The organism is Curtobacterium sp. MCBD17_021, assembly GCF_003234525.1.
In the GTDB taxonomy this organism is placed as follows: Bacteria; Actinomycetota; Actinomycetes; order Actinomycetales; family Microbacteriaceae; genus Curtobacterium.
Genome location: NZ_QKTS01000001.1, coordinates 335,926 through 361,078 on the forward strand (window position 1 = coordinate 335,926; position 25,153 = coordinate 361,078).

Sequence of the window (25,153 nt, forward strand, 5' to 3'; positions counted from 1 at the left end):
GCTCATGACCACTGAAACCACCGCGCCGCCGCAGGACGGGACCGGATCGAAGCTGAAGCAGGCGATCACCGGCCCGCTGCTGTTCCTCTTCATCCTCGGCGACGTGCTCGGCGCGGGCATCTACGCCCTCATGGGCACCCTGTCGAAGGACGTGGGCGGCGCGCTCTGGGCTCCGCTGGTCCTCGCGCTGCTCCTGGCCCTGCTCACCGCGGGCTCGTACGCCGAGCTCGTCACGAAGTACCCGAAGGCCGGTGGCGCCGCGGTGTTCGCCGAGCGTGCCTACAAGGTGCCGCTGGTGTCGTTCCTGGTCGGGTTCTCGATGCTCGCCGCCGGTGTGACGAGCGCGGCCGGCCTCTCCCTCGCGTTCGCCGGGGACTACCTCGGCACGTTCATCGACGTCCCGCCCGTGCCCGCCGCGATCGTCTTCCTCGCGCTCGTCGCCTGCCTGAACGCCCGCGGGATCTCGGACTCGCTGCGGAGCAACGTCGTGATGACGATCATCGAGCTGTCCGGTCTGGTCATCGTCATCGTGTCGGTCGCCCTGATGATGGGCGGCGGGGGCGGGGACGTCTCCCGCGTCGGGGCCTTCCCGGCGGAGGCGAACCCGGCGCTCGCGACCCTCAGCGCCGCGATCGTCGCCTACTACTCGTTCGTCGGCTTCGAGACCTCGGCCAACGTCGCCGAGGAGGTCCGCGAACCGGCCAAGGTCTACCCCCGTGCACTGTTCGGCTCCCTCGCCACCGCGGGCGTCGTCTACGTGCTCGTCGCGCTCGCCAGCTCGATCGCGTTGCCCGCCTCGGAGCTGTCCGACTCGAGTGGCCCGCTCCTGGCGGTCGTCGCCGCGACCGGTGTCGGCATCCCGGACGTGGTGTTCAGCCTCATCGCCCTGGTCGCGGTCGCGAACGGCGCCCTGCTCACCATGATCATGGCGAGCCGAGTCACCTACGGCATGGCTGAACAACGTCTGCTGCCCAGCCTGCTCGGCAAGGTGCTCCCGAAGCGGAAGACCCCGTGGACCGCGATCATCGCCACCACCGTGGTCGCGATGCTCCTCACCCTGGTCGGGGACGTCGGCACGCTCGCCGAGACCGTCGTGCTCCTGCTGCTCTTCGTCTTCATCAGCACGAACGTCGCGGTCCTCGTGCTCCGCAAGGACAAGGTGGAGCACGAGCACTTCCGGGTGTGGACCTTCGTCCCGGTGCTCGGCGTCGCGTCCTGCATCCTGCTGCTCACCCAGCAGAGCGGCCAGGTCTGGCTGTACGCGGCGATCCTGCTGGCCGTCGGTGTGGTGCTGTACTTCATCGCCCGTGCGACGCGCGGCCGCGAGCGCACCACCTCGGACACGCAGGCCCGCTGACCGGGTCGGGGCGGGCCTCCCGGCTGACGGCCTGGAGGCCCGCCGCGCGTCCGCCGTGCACCCTCGGTCCGTCCCGTGACCACGTCGCGCCCCGTTGCAGACACCGCTCCCCGTCGCGGCGGGGCGCCACGTCCGTGACGGGGCGCGTCGTCGGTCCGGCGTCGCGCGCCTGTCGGTCAGCGGAGGTCGCGGACCCAGCTCTCGACGGCGGCCGTGACCGCGCGGCCGGACTCGCGGCGGGAGACCGTCGCGGGGAGGTCCCCGGGCTGGGCGCCGTAGGCCCCGAAGGCGGCGTGGTTCGCACCGGTGACCTCGGTCATCGTCGCGCTGGCCGGGAGTTCGTCGCGCGCGGCCGCGACCTTCTCGGGTGTCGACAGGCCGTCCCGGGAGCCGGAGACGCTGAGCACGTCGAGGTCGCTGTCCGAGAGGTCGTCCGCGCAGTAGCTGCCGAGGAGGAGCACCCCGGCGACGTCCCGGTCCTCCGCGAGCTGGCACGCACGCACGCCGCCCAGGGAGTGCCCGCCCACCGCCCACGTCCGGACGTCCGGCGCATGCGCTGCGAAGCGCGAGAGCGGGCGGGTGTCGAAGAACGCGAGGTTGAGCGTCGGCTTCGTGATGACGACCGTCGTGCCGTCACCGACCACCTGCCGGAAGGTCGCCATGTACGCGTACGGGTCGACCTTCGCACCGGGCACGAACACGATGCCGACGCCGTCCGCGGTGCCGGTCGGGGTCATCACGACGGCATCGCCCGCGTCCCGCACGGACACCCGATCGTCCCGCCAGACGGTCAGGGCTGCGGACCGGGTGCCCTGCAGGACGATGTGCGCCCAGACGAGGAACACGAGGACGAGGACGAGGAGCGCCGCGAGGACCCACGCGCCGATCCGGAGCGCACGGTGTCGTCGGGCAGGGCCTGGTCGCGCGTCGGTGCTCACGTCGCCGACGGTACCGCCGCCGCCCGGGCGCCGGGCGAGCCGGAGGGTCCGGCGGGAGGTCAGTCGTCGGTGTCGACCGTGTTCGTGACGACCTTCCCGCTGCCGGCGTCGATGCGGATGCTGTGCGTCGTGCCGGAGCCGTCGAGGACGTCACCCTCCCAGACGACCGTGCCCGCGTGGTCGTCGAGACCGAGCTCGGTGACCGTGCCGCGGACGGTCTTCGTCAGGGTCGACGCGGCCTGCGCGACAGACAGGTCCGCGGCGTCGACGAACCGCTCGTTCTCCGCGACGTCCTCGGCGTCCGCGGTCTCCTTCGTCGGGCCCGCGGTGGTGCGCTCGCCGTCGGCGTCGACGTGGACCTCCTGCTCGTCGCCGCCCGAGGTGACGACGAGGACCTCCCACGAGGTGCCGCCGGCCTCCTGTTCGACCGAGGTCACCGTCCCGGAGCCGACGGCCTTGCGCGCGGTGGCCGCCGCGGCGACGAGGGCGTCCTCCCCCGGCACGGTGGCGCTCCCGCTGGCGTCGTCCGTGGTCGCGCCGTCGGTGGCGGAGACGGACGGACCGGAGGCTGCCGGGGCCGCGACGTCGTCGCGGTCGTCGTCGTCGTCGGTGGCGCACCCGGCGAGCGCCAGCGCTCCGACGAGCGGGAGGGCGGCGACGAGGGCGATGCGGCGGGCGGTGGTCTTCTTCGTGGTCTGCATGTCGTCAGCCTGGCGAGCGGGCACTGAAGCAGACCTGAAGCGACCTGGGGCGACGCCGCAGGGCGGGCGACCGGGGACCGGCCGCGACTCAGTCCCGCAGGAGTGGCAGCCGCACGGTGAACCGCGCTCCCCCGCCGGGCGCGGCCGACACCGCGACGGACCCGCCGTGCCCGCGGACCACGGCGTCGACGATCGCGAGGCCCAGCCCGGAGCCGCCGGCGTCCCGCGCCCGGCCCTCGTCGAGCCGCACGAAGCGCTCGAACACGCGCACCCGGTCACCCTCGGAGATCCCGCGCCCGTCGTCGTCCACGGTGAGCACCGCATCGCCACCGACGCTCCCGAGCGCGACGGTCACGGCCAGGTCCGCGTGCCGGACGGCGTTGTCCACGAGGTTCCGCACGACCCGTCCGAGCAGCCGCTCGTCGCCGCGGACCCGGGCCGGTGCGACCCCGGACACGTCGACGTGCACGGTCGCCCGCGGCCGCGACGCCTCCGCGAACACGAGGTCGTCGAGGTCGACGGCACGGTCCCGGTCGCGTCCGCGTTCGTCCAGGCGGGTGAGCAGGAGCAGCGACCCGACGAGCTCCTGCAGCCGGGCGCCCTCGTCGAGCACGACGTCGGCCAGGTCCCCGGTGTCGGTGACGTCGGGGTGCGCCCGTGCGACCTCGGCGTGCTGGCGGATCGTCGCGAGCGGGGAGCGGAGTTCGTGGGAGGCGTCCGAGACGAACCGCCGCTGCGCCTGCTGGGACGCCTCGAGTCGGCCGAGCATCCGGTTCATGGTCACGGCGAGCCGGTCGACCTCGTCCCCGGAGCCCGGTTCGTCGACGCGGGCGTGCAGGTTCGTGCCCTCGACATCGTCGACCTCGCGGCGCATCCGGTCGACCGGACGGAGCGCACGACCGACGACGGACCAGGTCACGAGCGACATGAGCGCCACGACGACCGGGACGGCGACGACCAGCAGCACGGTCACGGTCCGCACGGCGACGTCGGCGTCCTCGAGCGAGGCGCCGACGACGAGGACGCCGCCGGTGCCGTCCGGCAGGTCGACGTCGTCGGCGACGAGCAGCCACCGCTCGCCGTCGTGCCGGTACCGCGACCCCTCGGCGGTGTCGAGGGGCTGGCCGGGGCTGTCGTCGGCGCGGGCCAGCACCTGGCCGTCGTCGTCCTGCAGTTGGGCGAGCACGTCGTCGTCCTCCGCCGCCACCACACCGGCTCCGTCCGCCTCAACCCGGGTGGCGAGGCCGTCGAGCGTCTGCTCGGCCGACGACCGGACGCCGTCGGACAAGGAGCTCCGCAGGACCGCGACGAACGTGACCGCCCCGATGACGAGGGCGACGAGGACGACGAGGGCCGCGCCTCCCGTCGCACGCGCCCGGATGGAACGGGGGCGACGGGACGGACGCGACCGGTCAGCCACCGTCGACGTCGAGGCGGTACCCGGCCCCGCGGACGGTCTCGATGGCGTTCCGGCCGAACGGGCGGTCGACGCTGCGGCGGAGGTGCCCGACGTAGACCTCGACGATGTTCGGGTCCCCCGTGAAGTCGTCGTCCCAGACGTTCGCGATGACGTCCCGCTTCGACAGCACCTGCCCGGGGTGGCGCATGAGGTACTCGAGGACGGTGAACTCCCGGCTCGTCAGGTCGAGCAACGTCTCGCCGCGCCAGACACGACGCTCCGCCGGGTCGAGCCGCAGGTCGCCGGCCTGGAGGACCGTGGGCCGTTCCCGGGATCCGCGCCGGACGAGCGCACGGAGGCGTGCGACGAGCACCGGGAACGAGAACGGCTTCGTCACGTAGTCGTCAGCGCCGGCGTCGAGGGAGTCGACCTGGTCCCACTCGCCGTCCTTCGCGGTGAGCATGAGCACCGGGGTCCAGTCCTGCTCGGCGCGGAGGGTCGCGCAGACCTTCCAGCCGCTCATGCCCGGCATCATCAGGTCGAGGACGATGGCGTCGTACGGGTTTTCGCGGGCGTACCAGAGCCCGTCGACCCCGTCGTGGGCGACGTCGACGGCGAACCCCTCGGCCTGGAGGCCCTTGCGGATGCCGTCGGCGAGCCGCACCTCGTCGTCGACCACCAGCACGCGCATCGTCCGAGCATGGCGGCGCGGCCTGAACCGGCGCTGAAGCCGGCCGGCGGAACGCCCCCGTCCACCCGAGACGAGCCCCCGCGGAACGCAACGTGGGCGGTTCCATGCAGCGGAGTACCGCTGCGTGGAACCGCCCACGTCGCGTGTTGCGGAAGGACTACGCGGCGTCGATCGCCGCCCGGATCTCGGCGGCGGCAGCGCCGACGTCCGAGGCGCTGTAGATCGCGCTGCCGGCGACGGCGACGCGGGCGCCCGCGGCCTTGACCGAGGCGACCGAGGACGCCTTCACGCCACCGGCGATCGAGAACGGCACGCCCGAGGCCTTGCCCTCGTCGAGGAGCGTGTCGAACGTGAAGCCCTCCTCGGCCTGCTCGTCGAGGCCGGCGTGCACCTCGACGAACTCGACGCCGAGCTCGGTGACCTCGCGGGCACGGGCGGCCTTGTCCGGGACGCCGATCAGGTCGACGACGATGCCCTTGCCGTGCTTCTCCGCGGCGGCGACGGCCCCGACGATCGTGCTGTCCCCGGCGACGCCGAGCACGGTGACGAGGTCGGCGCCGGCCTGGAACGCCATGTCGGCCTCGAGCTCACCGGCGTCCATCGTCTTGAGGTCGGCGAACACGATCTTGTCCGGGTGTGCTTCCTTCATCGCGGTGATCGCGGCGACGCCGGCGCTCTTCACGAGCGGGGTGCCGAGCTCGAGGATGTCGACGTGCGGGGCGGCCTGGGCGGCGAGCTCGAGCGCGGTCTCGGTGGACAGGGTGTCGATGGCGAACTGCAGCTGCATGCTGGTGCTTCCTTCTTCCGTGGGGGTCATTCGAGGTTGGCGTGCCGCGGCCAGAGGTCGTCGGCGGAGTGTCCGCTGCGCTGCCAGAGCGCGTGGAACAGCGCGTCGCCGAGCAGGACGACGCCCTGCTCGAACAGGCTGCCCGCGTACTGCGCCGAGGCGGTGCCGGAGCGGTCGGTCTTCGTCGCGGCCGGCAGCACGAGGGTGACCTCGGCCAGCTCGGCGAGCGGCGACGACGCCGTGGTCGACACGGCGACGACCTGCGCGCCGACGTCCACCGCGGTGCGCGCGGCCTGCACGATGCCGCTGGTGGTGCCCGACCCGCTCGCGGTGAGCAGGACGTCGCCGGCCTCGATCGCGGGGGTCGTCACCTCGCCGACGACGTGGACGTCGAGCCCGAGGTGCATGAGGCGCATCGCGGTCATCCGCAGCGCGAGCCCGGAGCGGCCAGCGCCGTGCACGAAGACGCGCTCGGCACCATCGAGCAGGTCGAGGGCCCGGGCAGCGGGAGCCGGATCGCTCTCCCCGACCGCGTCGACGAGGTCGTCGAGTTCGTGGCTGACGAGGTCGAGCGAGTTGGCGAGCGTCTGTTCGGACATGTCTCGAGCCTGCGCCTGTCAGGTGCAGTGCGCCGCTACCCGACACGGCGGGCGTCCCGTCCGATCGGGTGGGCGGGCTCGCCGTGCAGAGCAGGGCGGGTAGGTTCGGCCTGGTGGACGACGAGACGGACCCGGAGACCGGCCGGGAGGCGCGTACCGCCCTCGACGACCAGGTGACGCCCGTCCCGAGGCCGGATCGGGCCTCCCGTCCGGCGCTCCCTGCACCCATCGGTGGCACCGTCGGCCACGCGAGCCGCGCTGAGGCCGCGGAGCACGCGCGCGTCGTCGCGGACCTGACCGACCGGCACTCGCTCACCCTCGAGTCGGTGCTCGCCGTCCTGCGCTCCCCCCGTGTCGGCGATGCGGCAGCCCGGGCGGAGGCGGTCGAGGTCGCGTCCGCGGCGCTCGTCGACCTCCGGACCTCGAGCGACCGACAGCGGGAGGTCCTGCTCGAGCCGGTGACGGGGGCGTTCTCCCGCCTCCGCGCCGACCTGCGTCCCCTCGTCCGGTTCGGTGACCTCGACGTGCAGTTCGTCGAGCCGCCCGCGACGGGACGGGCACTCCCCGGGGACGTCGCACATGCCGCCCGGGCGATCGTCCGGAACGCGGTGCTCACCCTCGTCGACGAGGGCAGCGCGAGCCGGGTCCGCATCCAGTGGGACTGCGATGGGCGCAACCTGCTCATGCAGTTACGGGACGACGGTGCCGGGACGCACGACGTGCAGGACGACGCCATGCGGCCGATCGCCGAGCGGGTCGGGGTCCTCGACGGACGGATGCAGGTCGACTCGACGCCGGGCTGGGGGTCCGTGCTCGACATCACGATCCCGCTCGACCCCGCCCCCGGATCGGTGTCGAGCCCGGACGAGGCCGACCTGACGCCCCGCGAGGCCGAGGTCCTGCGCCTCGTCGCAACGGGCGTCGGCAACCGCGAGATCGCGGACGGCCTCGGCATCTCGGTGAACACGGCGAAGTACCACGTGGCGAACCTGCTCCGGAAGCTCGGGGCGCGGACCCGGGCGGAGCTCGCGGCGCACGTGCACGCCGGCTGAGGCGGTAGCACCCGGGCGGTGGCGTCCTGCCGACGGCTCTGGCACGATCGGAGCGAGGGAGGTGTGATGAACCCGCGTGTGCTGTTCCAGGACGTCAAGCCGGTCGACGTCGTCGCCTCCCTCGAGGACCTCCACGGCCCGGCAACCGGTCCGCTCGTGCTCCCGCTGGAGGTCTACTGGGGTCCGGAACCGCTGGTCGACCTGGCATCAACCTCGGACGTCGCCAAGGCCTACCAAGCGGTCCTCCGCGAGGGTGACACCAGAACTCAGGCGGCCCTGCTCGATCGGGACCTGCTCGTTCGGACATGGCCGGATCTCCTGCTGCCCGATCGCGTCCGCGCAGCGTGGGAGGCGCATTTCCCGGAGTTGACGGCGTGACCGACCTCCGCGCTGCGCAGCGAGAGGTCACCGCGCTCGTCCTGAGGACGGTCGGCGGACAGGGCTTCGTGCTCGCCGGCTCTGGCGCGATCCGCGAACACGGCCTCGTCGACCGGTCGACCCGTGACATCGACCTGTTCACCGACCGGTACGACCGCGAGTTGTTCCGTACCGCAGTCGAGGACGCGGTCGGCGTCCTCTCCGGACACGGCTACCGGGTCGACATCCGACGGCACGACGAGCTGTTCGCGCAGCTCCTGGTGACGTCCGCGCAGGGTGACCGTATGGAGATGGACTTCGGGTACGACTGGCGCGGCCAGGCCCCGGCGGATCTCCCGATCGGACCGGTGCTGGCCGCGGACGACGCCGTCGCAGCCAAGCTCGACGCGCTCTACGGCCGCCTCGAGGTGCGCGACTTTATCGACGTGGACGCGATCCGGGCCTCCGGCAGGTGGACGGACGCCGATCTCCTGCGTCTCGTCGCTGAGCGGGACGACGGGTACGACCCAGTCGTCTTCGCACAGCAACTCCGCCTCGTGACCCGCGTCGCGGACGACCGGTTCGCCGAGTACGGCGTCGCTCCGCCGGAGGTCGCCGCCCTCCGCCAGCGCGCGCTCGCCTGGGCGGGCGAGTTGGAGGACGAGACCGGCGGTCAGCCCGCCGGCGCGAACCGGTAGCCCATGCCCGACTCGGTCACGAGGTAGCGCGGGTGCGACGGCTCCGGCTCGAGCTTCCGCCGCAACTGTGCCATGTACAACCGCAGGTACCCCGAGTCGTTGCCGTGCGTCGGACCCCACACCTCGGTGAGGAGCATCTCGCGCGTCAACAGCCGGTCCGGGTTCGTCACGAGGACCTCGAGCAACCGCCACTCGGTCGGGGTCAGGCGGATCGCGGGACCGTCGGGCGCGGTGACCTGCTTGGCGACGAGGTCCACCACGAGGTCGCCGATCCGGATGGTGGGAGCCGCCTCACCGCCGACGGGTGCCCGGCGTCGGCCGAGCGCCCGGAGCCGCGCGAGCAGCTCGTCCATCTCGAACGGCTTGGTCACGTAGTCGTCGGCCCCGGCGTCGAGGGCGTCCACCTTGTCGCCGGAGTCCGTCCGCCCGGACAGCACGAGCACCGGCACCTGTGACCAGCCGCGGATGCCCTCGAGCACCCCGATGCCGTCGAGCCGGGGCATGCCGAGGTCGAGCATGACGATGTCCGGCCGCTCGGTGATGACGGCGTCGATGGCGGCCCGGCCGTCCCGGGCGGTGACCACCTCGTACCCGCGGGCGTTCAGCGTCACGGCGAGCGCACGCACGAGCTGCACGTCGTCGTCCGCGATCAGGACCTTCATCTGCCCACCACTCCCAGGTGCCCCGCGATCGGCAGCCGCACCACGACGGTGAGACCACCACCCGGGGTGTCGTCGACCTCGATCGTGCCGCCCATGCCCTCCGTGAAGCCCCGCGCGAGTGCCAGGCCGAGGCCGAGCCCGTTGTCGTTGTCGGTGTCCCCGAGCCGTTGGAAGGGCTGGAACACGTCCTCGCGCCGGTCCTCGGGGATGCCGGGACCACGGTCGGCGACGCGGAGTTCGACCCCGCCGGCGAAGGCGCTCGCCGCGATCCGGACCCGCTGGCCGTCGGGTGAGTACCGGACGGCGTTCGCGAGCAGGTTCACGACGACGCGCTGCAGGAGCACCGGGTCGGCGAGGACGGGCGGGAGTTCGGCGGGCAGGTCGAGGTCGACGTCCTCCGGACCGAGTTCGAGCTCGTCCAGCGCGGGGGCGACGACCGTGTCGAGCGAGGTCGGCACGGGCGACGCGGCGAGCACCCCGGCCTGCACCCGACTGACGTCGAGCAGGTCGGCCAGCAGGACCGCCAGTTGCCGGAGGCTCTCGTCGGCGGTGGCGAGGAGGGCCTCCCGGTCGGCTTCGCCCAGCCGCACGTCACGCGCACGGAGGGACTGCACGGCGGCCGACGCGGCCGCGATCGGTCGCCGGACGTCGTGGCTGACGGCCGCGAGGATGGCGCTGCGCACCCGGTCGACGGCCGCGATGCGTTCCGCGTCGACGGCGGTGCGGGTGAGCGCGCGGTGTTCGAGGGCCGCGTCGAGCTGCTGCTCGACGACCCGCAGCAACCGGCGCTGGGCCGGGTCGTCGGGCGCACCGGCGAACTCCAGGACGGCGCCGGACGGGAGGGTCGTGGCCGCGTCCGGCGCGTCGCCGAACTCGCCCGACGTGGCCGGGACCTCGTCACCCTGGCGGACGCGGACGCCCGCGTAGCCGAACGCCTCGCGGGTGCGCTCGACGAGGGCCTGGAGGGCGTCGTCACCGCGGAGGACGCTGCCGGCGATCCCGACGAGCAGCCCCGACTCGGCGGCCGCGCGACGGGCGGTGCGGGAGCGGCGGGCGGACCGGTCGACGACGAAGCTGACGAGGACCGCGCTGACGACGTACATGACGAGGGCGACGAGGTGCCACGGCTGCTGGACGGTGACCTGGTGCAGGGGTTGCACGAAGAAGAAGTCGAGGCTCAGCCCGGACAGCACCGCGGCGAACACGGCGGGGAGCATGCCGCCGACGAGGGCGACGACGAGGACGAGCAGCTGGTACGCCAGGACGTCGACGGTGATGGAGTCCGGGTCGTTCCCGAAGGACAGGACCCAGGTCAGGAGCGGCCCGGCGACGAGCGACAGCACGAAGGCGGCGACGATCCGGGAGCGGGACAGGCTGCCACCGAGCTTCGGCAGGGCGAGTCCGCCGCCGGCGCGTTCGTGCGTGACGACGTGGACGTCGATGTCCCCGGACTCGCGGATGACCGTGCTGCCGATGCCCGGGCCGGTCAGCGCGGCGGCCAGTCGGCTCCGACGGCTGATGCCGATCACGATCTGGGTGGCGTCGACGGAGCGGGCGAACCGGACGAGCGTCGTCGGCACGTCGTCGCCGACCACCTGGTGGTAGGTCCCGCCGAGCTGTTCGAGGAGGGCACGCTGCGTGCCGAGGGCACCGGGGTGCCGCTCGCGCAGGCCGTCGTTCGTGGTGACGTGCACGGCGGCGAGCTCGCCACCGGCGGAGCGGGCGGCGATGCGGGCACCGCGGCGGAGCAGGGTCTCGCCCTCTGGGCCCCCGGTGAGGGCGACGAGGACGCGTTCGCGGGTCTCCCACCGGTTCGCGATGCCGTGTTCGGCTCGGTAACGCTTCAGGGCGTCGTCGACCTCGTCGGCGAGCCAGAGCAGGGCGATCTCGCGGAGGGCGGTGAGGTTGCCGAGACGGAAGTAGTTCGACAGGGCTGCGTCGACACGGGCGGCCGGGTAGACGAGGCCGTCGGACAACCGGTCGCGCAGGGCCTGCGGGGAGAGGTCGACGACCTCGATCTGGTCGGCGGCGCGGACCACGGCGTCGGGGACGGTCTCGCGCTGCACGGTCCCGGTGATCTCGCGGACGACGTCGCCGAGGGACTGCATGTGCTGCACGTTGACGGTCGAGATGACGTCGATGCCCGCGGCCCGCAGCGCCTCGACGTCCTGCCAGCGCTTCTCGTGCGGGCTGCCGGGGGCGTTGGTGTGGGCGAGTTCGTCGACCAGGGCGACCTCGGGGCGGCGGGCGAGGACGGCGTCGAGGTCCATGTCGTCGAGTGCGACCCCGCGGTGCTCGACGCTGCGGCGCGGGACCACCTCGAGCCCGTCGACGAGGGCGGCGGTGGCGGCGCGGCCATGGGTCTCGACGACGGCGACGACCACGTCCCGACCGTGGTCGGCCATCCGGCGCCCCTCTTCGAGCATCGTGTAGGTCTTGCCGACGCCCGGGGCTGCACCGAGCAGCACCCGCAGCTTGCCTCGCTTCACGTGCTCATCCTCTCCTGCTCGCGGCCCGGCGCGGACCGGATCCGCACGACGTCGTCCAGCTCGGACCGCGGTTGCCCGTGGCCCGTGCGGGTCTCGTTCGTGCGGGTCCGGTCCACACCGTGGTCAGCCGAGTTCCGCCAGGGCCAGGTTCAGCTCGAGCACGTTCACCGCCGGGTCGCCGAGGAACCCGAGCTGGCGGCCGTCGGTGTGCTCGGCCACCAGCGCACGGACGTCCACCTCGGACAGGCCCCGTGCCGCGGCGACGCGGGACACCTGCTGCTCCGCGTACGCCGGGCTGATGTGCGGGTCGAGGCCGGAGCCCGAGGCCGTCAGCGCATCCGCCGGGACCTCGGAAGCGGGCACGCCGTCGGCCGCCGCGATCGCGGCTCGACGTTCCTCGACGGCCTTGGTGAGGTCGGGGTTGGACGGGCCGAGGTTCGACCCCGTGGACGCACCGGCGTCGTACCCGTCCTCGCCGGCGGCGGAGGGGCGGGACTGGAACCAGCGGTCCGCGTCCTCGCCGGCGAAGGACTGCCCGATGAGCGAGGACCCGACGGTCTTCCCCGACGAGTCGGTGATCATCGACCCGTTCGCCTGGGACGAGAAGGCCGCCTGGCCGACGCCCCACACCGCGAGCGGGTAGGCGACGCCGAGGACGACGGTGGACAGCAGGGTGAGGCGCACGGCCACACCACCGGAACGGAGGAAGGAGCGAGTGGAAGTCATGACGAGAACCCCGGGATGAGACCGACCACGAGGTCGATCAGTTTGATGCCGATGAAGGGGACGACCACGCCGCCGAGCCCGTAGACGAGCAGGTTGCGGCCGAGGATCGACGACGCCGAGCCCGCGCGGTACCCGACGCCACGCAGCGACAGCGGGATGAGCGCCACGATGACGAGCGCGTTGAACACGATGGCCGACAGGATCGCCGACGCCGGACTGTGCAGCCCCATGACGTTGAGGACGCCGAGGCCGGGGAACGCCACCTGGAACATCGCCGGGATGATCGCGAAGTACTTCGCGATGTCGTTGGCGATCGAGAACGTGGTCAGGGCGCCGCGGGTGATGAGGAGCTGCTTGCCGATCCGGACGACGTCGATGAGCTTCGTCGGGTCCGAGTCGAGGTCGACCATGTTGCCGGCCTCCTTCGCCGCGGTCGTCCCGGTGTTCATCGCGACGCCGACGTCCGCCTGCGCCAGGGCGGGGGCGTCGTTCGTGCCGTCGCCGGTCATCGCGACGAGGTTGCCGCCCTCCTGCTCCCGCTTGATGAGCGCGAGCTTGTCCTCCGGGGTGGCCTCGGCGAGGAAGTCGTCGACGCCGGCCTCGGCCGCGATCGCCTTGGCGGTGCGCGGGTTGTCCCCGGTGATCATCACGGTGCGGATGCCCATGCTGCGGAGCTCGGTGAAGCGCTCGGCGAGACCGTCCTTGACGACGTCCTTGAGGTGCACGACGCCGAGCAGTGCGACCTGCCCCGACGGGTCCTTCCGGGCGACGACGAGCGGCGTCCCGCCCTGGTCGGACACCTCCGCGACGGTCGCGTCGACCGCCGCGACGATGCCGGGGTCGGTGGTCCCCGCCCAGGCCATGACCGCGGCGGCGGCACCCTTGCGGACCTCCGTACCGTCCGGCAGGTCGACGCCCGACATGCGGGTCTGTGCGGTGAACGGCACCTCGACCGCACCGGCCGGGAGGCCCGTCACGGCTCCGGCGGCGAGCGCCAGGTCGACGATCGAGCGCCCCTCGGGCGTGCCGTCGGCAGCGCTGGACAGTGCGGCCGCGGCCGTGAGGTCGACCTCGGTCACGCCCGGTACCGGCACGAACCGGGCGGCCCGACGGTTGCCGTACGTGATCGTGCCGGTCTTGTCGAGCAGCAGCGTGGTGATGTCACCGGCGGCCTCGACCGCGCGGCCGGACATCGCCAGGACGTTGTGCTGCACGAGCCGGTCCATGCCGGCGATGCCGATCGCGGACAGCAACGCACCGATGGTGGTCGGGATGAGGCAGACGAGCAGCGCGACGAGCACCGTGATGCTGACCGTCGAGCCGACGAGCCCGGCGATGGGCTGCAGCGTGAGGCAGACGATCACGAAGACGATCGACAGTGACGCGAGCAGGATGTTCAGCGCGATCTCGTTCGGCGTCTTCTGTCGGGCGGCGCCCTCCACGAGCCGGATCATCCGGTCGATGAAGGTCTCACCCGGGGTCGACGTGATGCGCACCACGATCCGGTCGGACAGCACGCGGGTGCCGCCCGTGACGGCGCTGCGGTCGCCGCCGGACTCGCGGATCACCGGGGCCGACTCGCCCGTGACGGCCGACTCGTCGACCGAGGCGATGCCGTCGACCACGTCACCGTCGCCCGGGATCACCTCACCGGCGACCACGACGACGAGGTCGCCCTTCGCCAGGTCGACGGACGCGACGTCCTCGGTCGGTGCCGAGAGCGCGGCCGGGTCGGCGGACGAGTACCCGACGACGCGGCGCGCGCTGGTCGTCGACCGGGTCTTCCGCAGGGTGTCGGCCTGGGCCTTGCCCCGGCCCTCGGCGACCGACTCCGCCAGGTTGGCGAACAGCACGGTCAGCCACAGCCAGACGGCGATGACGATGGTGAACGACGACGGGACGGGGGCGCCGGAGTCGGTCGCACCTCCCGTCTGGCTGAACGGCTCGACGACGGCGGTGACCGTCGTCAGGGCGGCGCCCACCTCGACGAGGAACATGACCGGGTTCTTCCACATCAGCCGGGGGTCCAGCTTGCGGAACGCGCCCGGGAGGCCCGCCGCCAGTTGGCGGGGTCCGAATGCGGACGAGCGGGTGGCCGGCCGGGGGGCCGGGGTCACCTCCGGTTCGGAGGTCGTGGTGCTCATGACAGTCCTTCTGCGAGCGGCCCCAGTGCGAGCACCGGGAAGTACGTGAGTGCGGTGACGATGACGGCGACGCCACCGAGGAGCGCGACGAACAGCGGCCGGTGCGTGGGCAGCGTGCCCACGGTCGCCGGGACCTTGTCCTGCGCGGCGAGCGACCCGGCGAGCGCCAGGACGAACACCATCGGCACGAAGCGGCCGAGCAGCATCGCGACGCCGAGCGCGGAGTTCATCCACGTCGTGTTCGCGGTGAGGCCACCGAACGCCGAACCGTTGTTGTTGCCGGCGCTGGTGAACGCGTAGAGCAGTTCGGACAGGCCGTGGTTGCCCGGGTTGTAGATGCTCGTGCCGAGCACCTGCTCCCGGACGCCCGGGATCACCAGGGACAGCGCCGTGCCGAGCAGCACGACCGTCGGCGTGACGAGGATGTACAGCGCCGCGAAGGTCATCTCCTTGGCGCGGATCTTCTTGCCGAGGTACTCCGGGGTGCGACCGACGAGCAGGCCGCCGATGAACACCGTGATCACGGCGAGCACGAGCATGCCGTACAGGCCGGAGCCGACGCCGCCGGGGGTGACCTCGCCCAGCATCATGTTGACGAGCGCCATCATCCCGCCGAGCGGGGTGAAGCTGTCGTGCATGGCGTTCACGGCGCCCGTGGACGTCGAGGTCGTCGCCGTGGCGAAGAGCGTCGAGCCGAGGACGCCGAAGCGGACCTCCTTGCCCTCCATCGCCGCCCCGGCCGCCTGTGTGGCCGCACCGCCACCGGCGAGCTCGGCGATCGACATCGCCGACAGGGACACCAGGAAGATGCCGCTCATCACGGAGACGATCGCGAGGCCCTGGCGGGTGTCACCGACCATCCTGCCGAAGGTGCGGGGCAGCGAGAACGGGATGACGAGCATGAGGAAGACCTCGAACAGGCTCGTCCACGCCTGCGGGTTCTCGAACGGGTGCGCGGAGTTGACGTTGAAGTACCCGCCGCCGTTCGTGCCGAGCTCCTTGATGGCCTCCTGCGAGGCGACGAACCCGTCGGGGATGTGCTGCGTACCACCGGTGAGCGTCGTGACGTCCGTGCCGGCGCCCCACGACTGGACGACGCCGCCCGCGACGAGCACGAGTGCGGAGACGAAGGCCATCGGCAGGAGCACCCGACCGGTGCCCCGCACGACGTCGACCCAGACGTTGCCGAGCGTGCCCGACTTCCGACGGGCCAGCCCGCGGACCAGGGCGACGGCGACGGACAGTCCGACGGCGGCGGACAGGAAGTTCTGCACCGCCAGGCCGGCCATCTGCACGGTGTACCCGACGGTGACCTCGGGCGAGTACGACTGCCAGTTCGTGTTCGCCACGAACGAGGCCGCGGTGTTGAACGCGAGCGAGGGGCCCACGGCGGGCAGGCCGAGGTCGCCCGGCAGCACCACCTGGATGCGCTGGAGCAGGTAGACGAGCAGGAGCCCGACGACGCTGAACAGCAGCACACCGCGGAGGTACGCGGCCCACGACTGTTCGGCGTCCGGGTCGACGCCGATCACCCGGTACACCAGGCGTTCGCCGCGGCCGTGACGGGTGCTCGTGAAGACGCGCGCCATCCAGTCGCCGAGCGGCCGGTGCGCCACGACGAGGAGCAGCACGAGGAGGGCGACCTGGGCGATGCCGGCCCAGGTCTGCGCGGCGCCCATCAGAACCGCTCGGGGCGCACGAGCGCCCAGACGAGGTACACGACAGCGGCGATGCCGAGGACGGCAGCGGCGATGGTGATGCCGATCACAGCCGCTCCACCCCCTTGGCGATCAGTGCCACGACGCCGAACACGGCGAGGACACCGGCGACGACGAAGACGTCGAACACGTGGGACTCCTGGAGGTAGAGGTGCCCGCGGCAGGTGCCGTGGACCGCACCGGTCGTGGTGCGGTACCGATGCTGGATCCGCGGGTGGGCTTCCCGGCCGGTCCTAACGGTTCCCTGACGGTGCCGTGACCGACACGTGCGCGGCCCTAACGCCCACTCGTCGATCGCGGAGCGGAGCCGCTCGACCACCGGCGAGGACGGCGGTTATGCGGACCGGACGGGCAGCCTGCGGGTCCGTACGCTGACCCCATGGGGACCACGTTCTTGTCCGTGACGATCGCCTTCGTCGCCGCCGCCGTCATCCCGGGCGTGGTGACGGCGGCCATCCGCAGGGGGGACCGGAAGCGGAAGCACCAGCGCGTGCTCGCCGGCGCGGCCCCGGACGCACTGTTCACCGTGCGGCCGAGACGGTGGCAGCGGGTCATCCTGCGGACCATCGGCATCCTGGTCATCGTCCTCGGTGGCGTGCTGCTGCTCGGTGCGACCTCGACCACCGACGACCCGGACGCGCTGCCGATGGGCATCGCGGGCGGGGTCGGTCTGCTCGGCGGGGTCGCGTTCGTCCTGCTCGCCGGGGCCCTGGCCCGGACGCGGATCGATGCGCTGCCGGACCGGCTGGTCGTCCGGAAGGGCTTCCGGGCGGAACGCGAGGTGCACCACACCGCCATCGCGTCGATCCGCCCCTGGACCGGCCCGTACGGCGGGATCCAGGCGCGGGACGCGAAGGGGACCGTGCTGTTCGACACCGTGTCGATCGCGATCGGCTACCCCGACCTCGAGGCCTGGCTCGCCGAGCGCGCACCCTGGGCATGGGTCGCGTACGCGGGCGCGGGCACCCCGGCACCGAACTGGCCCGCAGCGGGCGCTCCGGCGCAGGGGTGGCCAGCACCGGGTGCCCCGTCCCCGGGGGCTCCCGCCCAGGGCTGGCCGGCACAGCGCGGACCGTCGGAGCCGTGGCCGACACTGGGACCGGACGCCCCGGAGTACTGACGCGCCGGAGTCCTGACGGGCTCGCCGCCCGACGCTCAGCGCGCGGGAGTCCAGGTGCTGACGGTCACCGACGCCGTCACCGTCTCCGGTGCGAACACCGTGTCCGGCGCCACGTGGTGGTGACTCGGCCCCATGTGGACGACATCGTGCACATCCTCCGCGGTCAGCGACATCGTCCACGTCAGGTCCTCGCTCGAGCGCAGTGCGAACGCGGGCGTCAGGCTGTCGTGCAGACGCCGCTCCTTCTCCGGGTCGACGCTGATCGTCGCCGCCGCGAGCTCCGCCAGGTGACCGGCCCGGGGCGTGACGACGACGAGCACGCCCTCCGGGTGCAACACCCGGGCGTACTCGTGCTGGTTGCGGGGCGCGAAGACGTCGAGCACGACGGCTCCGGCACGGTCGACGACCGGGAGGCGCTCGGTCACGTCCCCGACGACGGCACCGACATGCGGGTGGATGCGGGCCGCGCGGCGGACGGCGACGGCCGACAGGTCCAGGGCGACCCCGAGCCTCCCGGCCGGACGACCGGGCGAGGCCGTCCCCTCGAGCGCGTGCGCGAGGTAGGTGCCGGGGCCGGAACCGACGTCGAGGACCACACCCGGTGCGCTCGCGTCGGCGACCACGATCGAGAGCGCCCGCTCGACCGGCGCGTAGTGCCCCCGGCCGAGGAAGCGCAGCCGTGCATCGACCATCTCCGGCGTGTCCGCGGTGAGAGCCCGCCGTCTGGCGGGCAGGAGCGTCAGGTGACCCTGCTTCGCCTCGTCGTACCGGTGCCCGTTCGCGCACCCGGCCTGCCCGGGCGCGGTGCGGGCGAGCGGCTCGCTGCACACCGGGCACGCGAGCACGGGGAGGAGGTCGTCACGCACCGGTCCAGGGTACGGGCGTGCCGGTAGGTTGCGGTCATGGCCGTCATCCACGAAGCGACACTCACCCCCGGCAAGCTCGACGCGATCAGCGCCTGGCTGCCCGGACAGCCGTGGAGCGGGGTCCCCGCCGGCACCACGGTGGAGCAGGTCGGCCGCTTCCGGTTCGACGACCCGGACGGTGAGGTCGGCGTGGAGACGTACCTCGTGCGCGCCGCCGACGGGCCGGTGCTGCACGTGCCGCTGACCTACCGCGGGGCGCCGCTCGCCGGCGCCGAGGCATTCCTCGTCACCGAGATGGAGCACTCGGTCCTCGGCCGCCGCTGGGTCTACGACGCCGTCGGCGACCCGGTGTACGCCGACGTCCTGCGGCGGGCGATCGCCACCGGTGGCCACGAGGCGGAACTCGAGCGGGCCTCCGGGGCGGGCACCCTCGAGAAGGAGGGCCGGGCCTCCGGTGACGGCAACGACCCGACGTCACCGACGATCACCACGGTCGGGGCCCGCACCGACGGCACGGTCACCACCGTCACGACCGACCACGGGGCGCTCGCCGTGCTGCGGGTGCTCGGGGTCGACGTCCCCGCCGGGGCGGCCCTGACCGCCGGCTGGGGCACCGACGGCTCGGCGGTCGTCGCGGTCCTGCTGCCCTAGACGGGCCGCCGCTGGGCAGCGCGTCGTGCGCGGGCGGGCAGTCCGCCGTGCGCTGGCGGGCAGTCCGCCGTGCGCTGGCGGGTACGGCCAGTGCCTGGCTCACACCGGCGGCCGCTGGCAGGATCGGTCGGGTGAAGACACTGGAGTTGCCACAGACGGACCTCACCGCTTCCGACGTCGTCGTCGGACTGATGCGGATCAACGACATGAGCGACGAGGACATCCGGGCGTTGTACGCCGCCTCGCGCGACGCGGGCGTGACGATGTTCGACCACGCGGCCGTCTACGGCGGCTGGCACGGCTGCGAGGCACGCTTCGGTGCGGCGGTCACACTGTCCGCGGCCGAGCGGGCCGAGATCGTCCTGCAGACCAAGGTCGGCATCCGGCCGACGAGCAACGGCGCGTACTTCGACTTCTCGTACGAGCACATCCTGTCCTCGGTCGAGGAGTCGCTCACCGCCCTGCGCACCGACCACATCGACGTGCTGCTCCTGCACCGTCCCGACGCCCTCGTCGAGCCGGACGAGGTCGCCAGGGCCTTCGACGAACTGCACGCCGCGGGCAAGGTGCACCACTTCGGCGTCTCGAACCACACCCCCGGACAGACCGAGTTGCTGAAGAAGTCCGTGCGGCAGCCGCTCGCGTTCAACCAGGTGCAGTTGAGCATCACGCACGCGAACGTCATCACGCAGGGCCTCGTGGCGAACATGGCCGGACTCGACCAGTCGATCGACCGGGACAACGACATCCTCAACCACGCCCGCCTGAACGACGTGACGCTGCAGGCCTGGTCACCGTTCCAGAAGGGCTTCTTCGACGGCGTCTTCCTCGGCGACCGTGAGCAGTACGCCGAGCTGAACGACGTGCTCGAGGAGATCGCTGCGGCGCACGGCGTCACCCCGACCGGCATCGCGGTGGCGTGGATCACCCGGCACCCCGCGCACTTCCAGGTGGTGCTCGGGACGACGAACCCGCAGCGCGTGCAGGACTCGGCGGCCGGTTCGGACGTCGAGCTCAGCCGCGAGGAGTGGTACCGCGTCCTGACGGCTGCCGGGCACACGGTGCCCTGACCGCCGCTGCCGCGGAGGCCCCGCGCTGCCGTCTCAGGACGTCGGCTCGGGGCCTTCGCCGTCTCGCCGGAGGACCGGCGCTGCCGTCGGGTCGGTCGTGCCGCCGGGGACGACCGCGACCTCGATCCCGAGGGCCGCGAGCGGGTCCTCGTCGAGCTCGAGCCCGTCGCTGCTGACCTGGTCCTCGGGGATGGCGCGGCCCTTCGACGGGTCGAACGCACTGCTCATCGACATGCGACGAGCCTGCACGTCCGACCCTGGAGCCGGCACAACGCCGGCTGTGGTCAGGCGCCGAGGTCGTCCGGGTGCAGACGGTCGCCGGGGTTCGGCGTCCGGAAGACCGGGCCGCCGCCGGCCTCGTCCTCGTCGTCGTGCCGGACCGGGGAGTCCCCGGGGTTCCCGGTCACCTCGGCCCCCGAGACGTCGGCTCCCGACGGCTCCCGGCCGGAGGCCGCGCGGGCCTCCTCGACCTCGAGTTCGTCCTGGTCGGACCCGTCCACGGGGACGTCGCCGCCCGGCTGCGTGGGATCGAACGGTGCGCTCATCGACATGGGTTGAGTGTGCTCCTCGGAGGTGGACAGCGTCTCCGGGGTGTCCGCTGCGCGTCAGCCGCGGCCGGGAGCGTCGCCGGACCCGCCGGGGGCCTCGCCGGACTTCCCCGGCCCACCGCCCTTCCCACCGCCGTTGCCGTTGCCGTTGCCGTTGCCGTTGCCAGGGGCCTGCTGCGACGTCGTGTCGACTCCGGTGTCCAGGGGTTCCTGGACCGGCAGGGTCGTCTCGACGCTCGGCTCGGGGACCGACGTGGGCAGTTGCTCGGCGGGCTCGCTGGACTCCTCGGTCGGTTCCGAGGGCTCCTCGCTCGGCTGCTCCTCCGCCGGTTCGCTCGGCTGCTGTGGCGCGGGCTCGCTCGGCTGCTCCTCGGCGGGTGCACTCGACTCGTCCTCACCGGGCTGCTCGTCCGAGGGCTGCTGGCTCGACTCGGTCGGACTCGGCGTGCCCTCGTCACGGCCGAGGGCGAGCGCCGCGACCAGCACCCCCGCGACCAGGAGGACGGCGAGGACGATCACCGGCAGCACCCAGCGCTTCCGCTCGCGCTCCTCGGGCTCGGCACCGGACCCACCGGCCGGGACGGCCGTCGCGCCGGCACGACCGCCCGTGCCACCACCGGCGGCACCGGCACCGGCTGCTGCCGCACCGGCCGTACCCGGCGTGCCGAGCACCGTCGTCGCCACGTCGTCGTCAGCGGTGCCGGCGGACTGCACCGGCAGTCGGCGGGTGGCGGTGTCCGCCTCGGAGGCCCCGCTCATGGGCATCGCGCGCGTCGCCTCGTCCGCCGCCGCGGCCCCGGCCCCGGCGGCCGCCCCGGCCACACCGGCGCCGGCGGCCGCCCTCGTGAGCGCCCCCGGGCCTCCCGGCAGGAGCTGGGTGGCGGGCGCGACGTCGTCGCGGCCGAGCGCCCGGAGCCGTGCTGCCGCCTCCGCGGCGGTCGGACGGTCCTCCGGGTGCTGCGCGGTCATCACGTGCAGCAGGGTGCGCCACGCCGTCGGCAGGTGTTGGTCGATCTCGGGAGCCCGGGCGAGCCGGGCGGTGGCGGCCTCGACCGCGCTGCCCGGGAAGGCCTGCTTACCGGTGAGTGCCTCGAGGAGCATGAGGCCGAGCGCGTACACGTCGGCCTCGCCGGTCACGGGCTGGCCGAGGACCTGCTCCGGGGCCAGGTAGGCGGCCGTGCCGATCACGGTGCCGGTCCCGGTGACGCGGGCGGCGTCGCGGAGCAGCGCGATGCCGAAGTCGGCGAGCTTGACGTGCTCGCCGTCCTGCTCGAGCAGCACGTTCGCGGGCTTCACGTCACGGTGGACGATGCCCTGCGCGTGCACGGCGGCGAGACCCTCGGCGACCTGCGCACCGACGCGAGCGGTCGTCACCGGGTCGAGCGGACCCTCTCGCAGCCGGGTCGCGAGGTCACTGCCGGGGACGAGCTCCATGACGAGGAACGAGTCCCCGTCCGCGGTGTCGAGGGCCGCGTCGAACAGGGTCACCAGGTTCGGGCTGCGGAGCCCGGCGAGCACGTGGATCTCGGCCTCGGCGCGGGCGCGCTCCCCGTGGTCGACGGGGCCGATGCGGAAGAGCTTGACCGCGACCTCACGCCCGAGCTGCTCGTCGACGGCGCGGTACACCGATGCCATCCCGCCGTGTCCGAGGGTCCCGGTCACCCGGTACCTGCCGCCGATCAGCCGTTCTTCCATGCGGGGAAACCTACCGGGCGTAACTGGCGAGGGCGCGCAGCCGCGTCAGGACGGGGTCGGCTCGGCACCCCGGTGCAGCGCGGTCAGGTACAGCCGGTGCGCCGTGACCACCAGCGCCAGCCAGGCGAGCCCGAGGGCCCACGCCGCCAGGACGTCGGTGGTCCAGTGGTGCCCGAGGAACACCCGCGAGATCCCGACCGACACGACGAACAGCGTCCCCGCGACGATCGTCCAGACCCGGGTGACGACCCGGCTCTGACGGAGGAGCAGCAGGTACACGATCGTGCCGACGATCACGGTCGCGTTGAGGGTGTGCCCGGACGGGAACGACGGCGAGTGCTCGTACGGCGGGACGGCGTCGGACAGTGGCGGCCGGCTCCGCCCGATGAGGTCCTTGCCGGCGACGGTCATCGCGAGCGAGCCGGCGCTGGCGGAGACGAGGAGCACGAGCGGCGTCCACGCACGGCGCTGGACCGTGAAGCCGACCAGGAAGAGCACGGCGACGATCGGCATCCCGATCGTGCCGGCGATGTCGGTCCACCACGTCACGCCCTGGTCGAGCACGGGCGAGCGGAGCGTCAGCATCCAGTCGAGCACGGGACGGTCGAGCACGGCGACGTCGTCGGCTTCGCGCACGGCGTCGTAGACCTCGGACGCGGCCCAGGTCGCGGTCACCACGACCCCCATCCCGACGAGCAGCGTCAGGACCAGGAGCGGGAGCGCGCCGAACCGCCGTCCGAGCGCCGCCCACGAGTCCGCGACGGTCCGCCCGGCGCGGGACCGCCAGCGGGTGAGGTCGACCTCGCCGACCGTGCGGTCGGCGCGCTCGCGCTCCACGCCGCCGATCACGGGGGTCCGACCGGAAGGGGTGTCGTGCTGTTCCATCCGACCAGCTTGGCCTCGCGCGGCTGGGGAGACGCGGCCGGCGGTGCGCCTACTTCGCCTCGGAGTAGGCCCCGACGACCGCGACCGACAGCGGGAAGGTGACCGGGAACCCGCCGAACATGATCCGCCCGGCGTCGACCGCGGCCGCGCGGACCTGCTCGGCCACCCACTCCGCGTCGGCGCTGGGCGCGTGCACGACGAGTTCGTCGTGCACGAAGAACACGATGTGGGGCCCGGACGTGACAGGCCCGTCCGTCCGCGCGGCCAACCGGGTCCGGAGACCGCCCATCCACGACAGCGCCCACTCCGCCGCCGTCCCCTGCACCACGAAGTTCCGCGTGAACCGGCCCCAGCTGCGTGCTCGCGACTCGACCGCCCGCTGCATCCCCGGCGACCCCTCCACCGAGTACGCGCGGTTCCTGGCCTCGAACCAGGACGGCTCCGGGACGGGCGAGGTCCGGCCGAGCCGGGTCGTCACGGGCTCACCACGTTCCCCCGCACGGGCCGCCTGCTCGACCAGGTCGAGTGCCCGCGGGAAGGCCCGGGCGAGCCGTGGCACGAACCGGCCGCCCTCGCCCTGCGTGGCGCCGTACATCGCACCGAGCATCGCCGTCTTCGCCTGTTGCCGCGTCTGCACCGCGCCGGAGGCCACGACCCCGTCGTACAGGTCCTGCCCGTCGCCGGCGGCCGCCATGTCGGTGTCACCGGACATCGCCGCGAGGACCCTCGGTTCGAGCTGGGCCGCGTCCGCGACGACGAGCGCCCACCCGGGGTCGGCGACCACGGCGGCCCGGACCTGCTTCGGCAGCTGCAGGGCGCCGCCGCCGTTCGCGGCCCACCGCCCGGTGACGACACCGCCGACCACGTACTCGGGGTGGAACCGTCCGTCCCGCACCCACTCGTCGAGCCAGGTCCAGCCGTTGGCGGTGAGCAGCCGGTACAGCCGCTTGTACTCGAGCAGCGGCTCGATCGCCGGGTGCTCCAGGTGCTGCAGCTCCCACTTGCGAGTGCTCTCGACGACGAGTCCGGCCCGCCGCAGGGAGCGCAGGACGTCCGCGGGCGAGTCCGGGTTGAGGTCGCGGTCGTCGAGCCGCTCGCGCAGGACCTCCGCGAGTTCCTCGAGCTTCCGTGGCCGCACCCCGTACGGCACCCGCGGTCCGAGGGCGTCGGCGAGCAGCCGCTCGTGCACGTCCGTCCGCCACGGCAGCCCGGCGTGCTTGACCTCGGCCGCGACGAGCGCGCCGGCGGACTCGGCCGCCAGCAGCAGTCGGAGCGCGCCCGGCTCGGTCGACCCGGCCACGGCGTCGAGCTGCGCGCGGAGCTCCGCGACCGGGTCGAGGTCGTCGTCGGCCGGGGCGAGCGCGAACAGGTCGTCGTCGAAGAGCGACGCCTGCGTGACGGGAGCGGGCCGTGCCTCCAGGACAGCCGGAGCGTCCCACCCGCTCGTCGGCGCCTGCGCGAGGGCGGACCCGCGAGCGGCCAGCGCGGTCCGGAGGACCCGGTGCCCCAGGCGCAGGTCCACGCAGCGCGCGACCCGACCACCGGCGGCGAGCACGGCCGGGTACCAGCGTGTGGTGTCGGACCAGACCCAGCGCACGCCCGGTCCGTCGGTCGCGGCGACGAAGGCCGGGAGGTCCGACTCGGCCAGGCGCGTCGACTCGCCGTCCGGCTCCCCCGCGTCCGTCAGCGGCGTCGCCGTGACGCCACCGTGGACACGGGCGAGGACGAGGTGCACCCGACGATTCTGCCGTGCACCGCCGTCATCGTCGGTCGACGTGCCCGCTCAGTCGCCCGGTCGGACCGCGGCACTGTCCGCGACGTCGATGCGGACGTCCCCGGACTCGGTCTCCTCGACCTCGATGCGGGGGGCCTCGTCGTGCTCGTCGGACCCCGACATGCGCCGGAACGTGTCGTGTCGACGCTCCTCGAAGGTCATGTCGACGCCGTCGTCCAGGTGGTCTCGGTCGGGAGCGCTCATGTCCGTCACGGTACGCCGACCC

The 25,153-nt window shown here is 73.2% G+C and carries 27 protein-coding genes; 7 read left to right on the forward strand and 20 right to left on the reverse strand.

All coding sequences use genetic code 11. The annotated features are described in order from the left end of the window. The first annotated feature begins 4 nt into the window (after positions 1-4). Positions 5-1,357, forward strand: a complete 1,353-nt coding sequence (locus DEI83_RS01605) for an APC family permease (RefSeq protein WP_111080126.1) — start codon at positions 5-7, stop codon at positions 1,355-1,357. Between the two features lie 176 nt (positions 1,358-1,533). Here the strand turns inward: DEI83_RS01605 and DEI83_RS01610 are convergent, their stop codons facing one another. The 6 genes from DEI83_RS01610 to hxlB all read right to left on the reverse strand — a co-directional run bounded on the left by DEI83_RS01610 (position 1,534) and on the right by hxlB (position 6,472). Continuing rightward, positions 1,534-2,295 carry an alpha/beta family hydrolase gene (locus tag DEI83_RS01610; RefSeq protein ID WP_181431023.1) on the reverse strand — a complete coding sequence of 254 codons (762 nt, stop codon included), beginning with the start codon at positions 2,293-2,295 and terminating at the stop codon, positions 1,534-1,536. Positions 2,296-2,354: 59 nt separating this feature from the next. Next, positions 2,355-2,996: a PepSY domain-containing protein gene (locus DEI83_RS01615; RefSeq protein ID WP_111080048.1), complete on the reverse strand. Its 642-nt coding sequence runs from the start codon at positions 2,994-2,996 to the stop codon at positions 2,355-2,357. Positions 2,997-3,084: 88 nt separating this feature from the next. Continuing rightward, complete coding sequence (locus DEI83_RS01620) at positions 3,085-4,416, reverse strand: HAMP domain-containing sensor histidine kinase (RefSeq protein WP_258371006.1); 1,332 nt, start codon at positions 4,414-4,416, stop codon at positions 3,085-3,087. Continuing rightward, positions 4,409-5,086: a response regulator transcription factor gene (locus DEI83_RS01625; RefSeq protein WP_111080049.1), complete on the reverse strand. Its 678-nt coding sequence runs from the start codon at positions 5,084-5,086 to the stop codon at positions 4,409-4,411. The genes DEI83_RS01620 and DEI83_RS01625 overlap by 8 nt, the downstream gene beginning before the upstream one ends. Positions 5,087-5,243: 157 nt before the next feature. Then, complete coding sequence (hxlA, locus tag DEI83_RS01630; protein ID WP_111080050.1) at positions 5,244-5,873, reverse strand: 3-hexulose-6-phosphate synthase; 630 nt, start codon at positions 5,871-5,873, stop codon at positions 5,244-5,246. A gap of 26 nt (positions 5,874-5,899) precedes the next feature. Continuing rightward, entirely contained in the window at positions 5,900-6,472 is a 573-nt protein-coding gene (gene hxlB, locus DEI83_RS01635) for a 6-phospho-3-hexuloisomerase (protein ID WP_111080051.1), read from the reverse strand. A 113-nt stretch (positions 6,473-6,585) separates the two neighbouring features. On the opposite strand from hxlB, the gene DEI83_RS01640 reads away from it, so the two are divergent. The 3 genes from DEI83_RS01640 (at position 6,586) to DEI83_RS01650 (ending at position 8,579) form a co-directional block, all read left to right on the forward strand. After that, a complete protein-coding gene (locus DEI83_RS01640) occupies positions 6,586-7,524 on the forward strand; it encodes a LuxR C-terminal-related transcriptional regulator (protein ID WP_258371007.1) in 939 nt (312 codons plus the stop codon). A gap of 66 nt (positions 7,525-7,590) precedes the next feature. Continuing rightward, entirely contained in the window at positions 7,591-7,902 is a 312-nt protein-coding gene (locus DEI83_RS01645; RefSeq protein ID WP_111080130.1) for a transcriptional regulator, read from the forward strand. Further along, positions 7,899-8,579, forward strand: coding sequence for a nucleotidyl transferase AbiEii/AbiGii toxin family protein (locus tag DEI83_RS01650; protein WP_181431024.1), 681 nt, complete (start codon positions 7,899-7,901; stop codon positions 8,577-8,579). The genes DEI83_RS01645 and DEI83_RS01650 overlap by 4 nt, the downstream gene beginning before the upstream one ends. Here DEI83_RS01650 and DEI83_RS01655 read toward each other — a convergent pair. The 7 genes from DEI83_RS01655 to DEI83_RS15675 all read right to left on the reverse strand — a co-directional run bounded on the left by DEI83_RS01655 (position 8,555) and on the right by DEI83_RS15675 (position 16,637). Next, entirely contained in the window at positions 8,555-9,241 is a 687-nt protein-coding gene (locus DEI83_RS01655) for a response regulator (protein ID WP_111080053.1), read from the reverse strand. The genes DEI83_RS01650 and DEI83_RS01655 overlap by 25 nt on opposite strands. After that, positions 9,238-11,730: an ATP-binding protein gene (locus DEI83_RS01660; RefSeq protein WP_111080054.1), complete on the reverse strand. Its 2,493-nt coding sequence runs from the start codon at positions 11,728-11,730 to the stop codon at positions 9,238-9,240. The genes DEI83_RS01655 and DEI83_RS01660 overlap by 4 nt, the downstream gene beginning before the upstream one ends. Positions 11,731-11,853: 123 nt before the next feature. After that, positions 11,854-12,456: a potassium-transporting ATPase subunit KdpC gene (kdpC, locus tag DEI83_RS01665; RefSeq protein ID WP_111080055.1), complete on the reverse strand. Its 603-nt coding sequence runs from the start codon at positions 12,454-12,456 to the stop codon at positions 11,854-11,856. Beyond that, positions 12,453-14,600, reverse strand: a complete 2,148-nt coding sequence (kdpB, locus tag DEI83_RS01670) for a potassium-transporting ATPase subunit KdpB (RefSeq protein WP_111080056.1) — start codon at positions 14,598-14,600, stop codon at positions 12,453-12,455. The genes kdpC and kdpB overlap by 4 nt, the downstream gene beginning before the upstream one ends. Further along, positions 14,597-16,279: a potassium-transporting ATPase subunit KdpA gene (kdpA, locus tag DEI83_RS01675; RefSeq protein ID WP_111080057.1), complete on the reverse strand. Its 1,683-nt coding sequence runs from the start codon at positions 16,277-16,279 to the stop codon at positions 14,597-14,599. The genes kdpB and kdpA overlap by 4 nt, the downstream gene beginning before the upstream one ends. Next, complete coding sequence (locus DEI83_RS01680; protein ID WP_017887940.1) at positions 16,279-16,368, reverse strand: potassium-transporting ATPase subunit F; 90 nt, start codon at positions 16,366-16,368, stop codon at positions 16,279-16,281. Before DEI83_RS01680 ends, kdpA begins: the two co-directional genes overlap by 1 nt. Beyond that, on the reverse strand, positions 16,365-16,637 hold the full coding sequence (locus DEI83_RS15675) for a hypothetical protein (protein ID WP_146243206.1): 273 nt from the start codon (positions 16,635-16,637) through the stop codon (positions 16,365-16,367). Before DEI83_RS15675 ends, DEI83_RS01680 begins: the two co-directional genes overlap by 4 nt. Before the next feature lie 60 nt (positions 16,638-16,697). On the opposite strand from DEI83_RS15675, the gene DEI83_RS01685 reads away from it, so the two are divergent. Next, on the forward strand, positions 16,698-17,438 hold the full coding sequence (locus DEI83_RS01685) for a hypothetical protein (RefSeq protein ID WP_111080058.1): 741 nt from the start codon (positions 16,698-16,700) through the stop codon (positions 17,436-17,438). Between the two features lie 35 nt (positions 17,439-17,473). On the opposite strand, the gene DEI83_RS01690 is transcribed toward DEI83_RS01685, so the two are convergent. Beyond that, the gene (locus DEI83_RS01690) at positions 17,474-18,304 is read right to left on the reverse strand and encodes a putative RNA methyltransferase (RefSeq protein ID WP_111080059.1); all 831 of its coding nucleotides are present in this window, start codon (positions 18,302-18,304) and stop codon (positions 17,474-17,476) included. A 36-nt stretch (positions 18,305-18,340) separates the two neighbouring features. On the opposite strand from DEI83_RS01690, the gene DEI83_RS01695 reads away from it, so the two are divergent. Together DEI83_RS01695 and DEI83_RS01700 are read left to right on the forward strand one after the other, a co-directional pair. Further along, complete coding sequence (locus DEI83_RS01695; RefSeq protein ID WP_111080060.1) at positions 18,341-18,955, forward strand: hypothetical protein; 615 nt, start codon at positions 18,341-18,343, stop codon at positions 18,953-18,955. 131 nt (positions 18,956-19,086) lie between these two features. After that, on the forward strand, positions 19,087-20,025 hold the full coding sequence (locus DEI83_RS01700; protein WP_111080061.1) for an aldo/keto reductase family oxidoreductase: 939 nt from the start codon (positions 19,087-19,089) through the stop codon (positions 20,023-20,025). 33 nt (positions 20,026-20,058) lie between these two features. Here the strand turns inward: DEI83_RS01700 and DEI83_RS01705 are convergent, their stop codons facing one another. The 6 genes from DEI83_RS01705 to DEI83_RS01730 are packed head-to-tail and all read right to left on the reverse strand — an operon-like array spanning position 20,059 to position 25,131. Continuing rightward, positions 20,059-20,259: a hypothetical protein gene (locus DEI83_RS01705; RefSeq protein ID WP_111080062.1), complete on the reverse strand. Its 201-nt coding sequence runs from the start codon at positions 20,257-20,259 to the stop codon at positions 20,059-20,061. 50 nt (positions 20,260-20,309) lie between these two features. Then, a complete protein-coding gene (locus DEI83_RS01710) occupies positions 20,310-20,576 on the reverse strand; it encodes a hypothetical protein (protein WP_111080063.1) in 267 nt (88 codons plus the stop codon). A gap of 54 nt (positions 20,577-20,630) precedes the next feature. After that, complete coding sequence (locus DEI83_RS01715) at positions 20,631-22,268, reverse strand: serine/threonine-protein kinase (protein ID WP_111080064.1); 1,638 nt, start codon at positions 22,266-22,268, stop codon at positions 20,631-20,633. A gap of 45 nt (positions 22,269-22,313) precedes the next feature. Continuing rightward, a complete protein-coding gene (locus DEI83_RS01720; RefSeq protein ID WP_111080065.1) occupies positions 22,314-23,153 on the reverse strand; it encodes a phosphatase PAP2 family protein in 840 nt (279 codons plus the stop codon). 49 nt (positions 23,154-23,202) lie between these two features. Further along, positions 23,203-24,888, reverse strand: coding sequence for a bifunctional 3'-5' exonuclease/DNA polymerase (locus tag DEI83_RS01725; protein ID WP_111080066.1), 1,686 nt, complete (start codon positions 24,886-24,888; stop codon positions 23,203-23,205). A gap of 48 nt (positions 24,889-24,936) precedes the next feature. After that, positions 24,937-25,131, reverse strand: coding sequence for a multidrug transporter (locus DEI83_RS01730; protein ID WP_146243207.1), 195 nt, complete (start codon positions 25,129-25,131; stop codon positions 24,937-24,939). Positions 25,132-25,153 lie beyond the last annotated feature (22 nt).

What these genes read in the sequence shown, in the direction of transcription:
- DEI83_RS01655 (WP_111080053.1), bottom strand. Translation starts at nt 9,241, where the DNA reads ATGAAGGTCCTGATCGCGGACGACGACGTGCAGCTCGTGCGTGCGCTC.
- DEI83_RS01695 (WP_111080060.1), top strand. Translation starts at nt 18,341, where the DNA reads ATGGCCGTCATCCACGAAGCGACACTCACCCCCGGCAAGCTCGACGCG.
- DEI83_RS01730 (WP_146243207.1), bottom strand. Translation starts at nt 25,131, where the DNA reads ATGAGCGCTCCCGACCGAGACCACCTGGACGACGGCGTCGACATGACC.
- DEI83_RS01715 (WP_111080064.1), bottom strand. Translation starts at nt 22,268, where the DNA reads ATGGAAGAACGGCTGATCGGCGGCAGGTACCGGGTGACCGGGACCCTC.
- kdpA (WP_111080057.1), bottom strand. Translation starts at nt 16,279, where the DNA reads ATGGGCGCCGCGCAGACCTGGGCCGGCATCGCCCAGGTCGCCCTCCTC.
- DEI83_RS01685 (WP_111080058.1), top strand. Translation starts at nt 16,698, where the DNA reads ATGGGGACCACGTTCTTGTCCGTGACGATCGCCTTCGTCGCCGCCGCC.
- DEI83_RS01705 (WP_111080062.1), bottom strand. Translation starts at nt 20,259, where the DNA reads ATGTCGATGAGCAGTGCGTTCGACCCGTCGAAGGGCCGCGCCATCCCC.
- kdpB (WP_111080056.1), bottom strand. Translation starts at nt 14,600, where the DNA reads ATGAGCACCACGACCTCCGAACCGGAGGTGACCCCGGCCCCCCGGCCG.
- DEI83_RS01645 (WP_111080130.1), top strand. Translation starts at nt 7,591, where the DNA reads ATGAACCCGCGTGTGCTGTTCCAGGACGTCAAGCCGGTCGACGTCGTC.
- DEI83_RS01710 (WP_111080063.1), bottom strand. Translation starts at nt 20,576, where the DNA reads ATGTCGATGAGCGCACCGTTCGATCCCACGCAGCCGGGCGGCGACGTC.
- hxlA (WP_111080050.1), bottom strand. Translation starts at nt 5,873, where the DNA reads ATGCAGCTGCAGTTCGCCATCGACACCCTGTCCACCGAGACCGCGCTC.
- kdpC (WP_111080055.1), bottom strand. Translation starts at nt 12,456, where the DNA reads ATGACTTCCACTCGCTCCTTCCTCCGTTCCGGTGGTGTGGCCGTGCGC.
- DEI83_RS01615 (WP_111080048.1), bottom strand. Translation starts at nt 2,996, where the DNA reads ATGCAGACCACGAAGAAGACCACCGCCCGCCGCATCGCCCTCGTCGCC.
- hxlB (WP_111080051.1), bottom strand. Translation starts at nt 6,472, where the DNA reads ATGTCCGAACAGACGCTCGCCAACTCGCTCGACCTCGTCAGCCACGAA.
- DEI83_RS01605 (WP_111080126.1), top strand. Translation starts at nt 5, where the DNA reads ATGACCACTGAAACCACCGCGCCGCCGCAGGACGGGACCGGATCGAAG.
- DEI83_RS01720 (WP_111080065.1), bottom strand. Translation starts at nt 23,153, where the DNA reads ATGGAACAGCACGACACCCCTTCCGGTCGGACCCCCGTGATCGGCGGC.
- DEI83_RS01625 (WP_111080049.1), bottom strand. Translation starts at nt 5,086, where the DNA reads ATGCGCGTGCTGGTGGTCGACGACGAGGTGCGGCTCGCCGACGGCATC.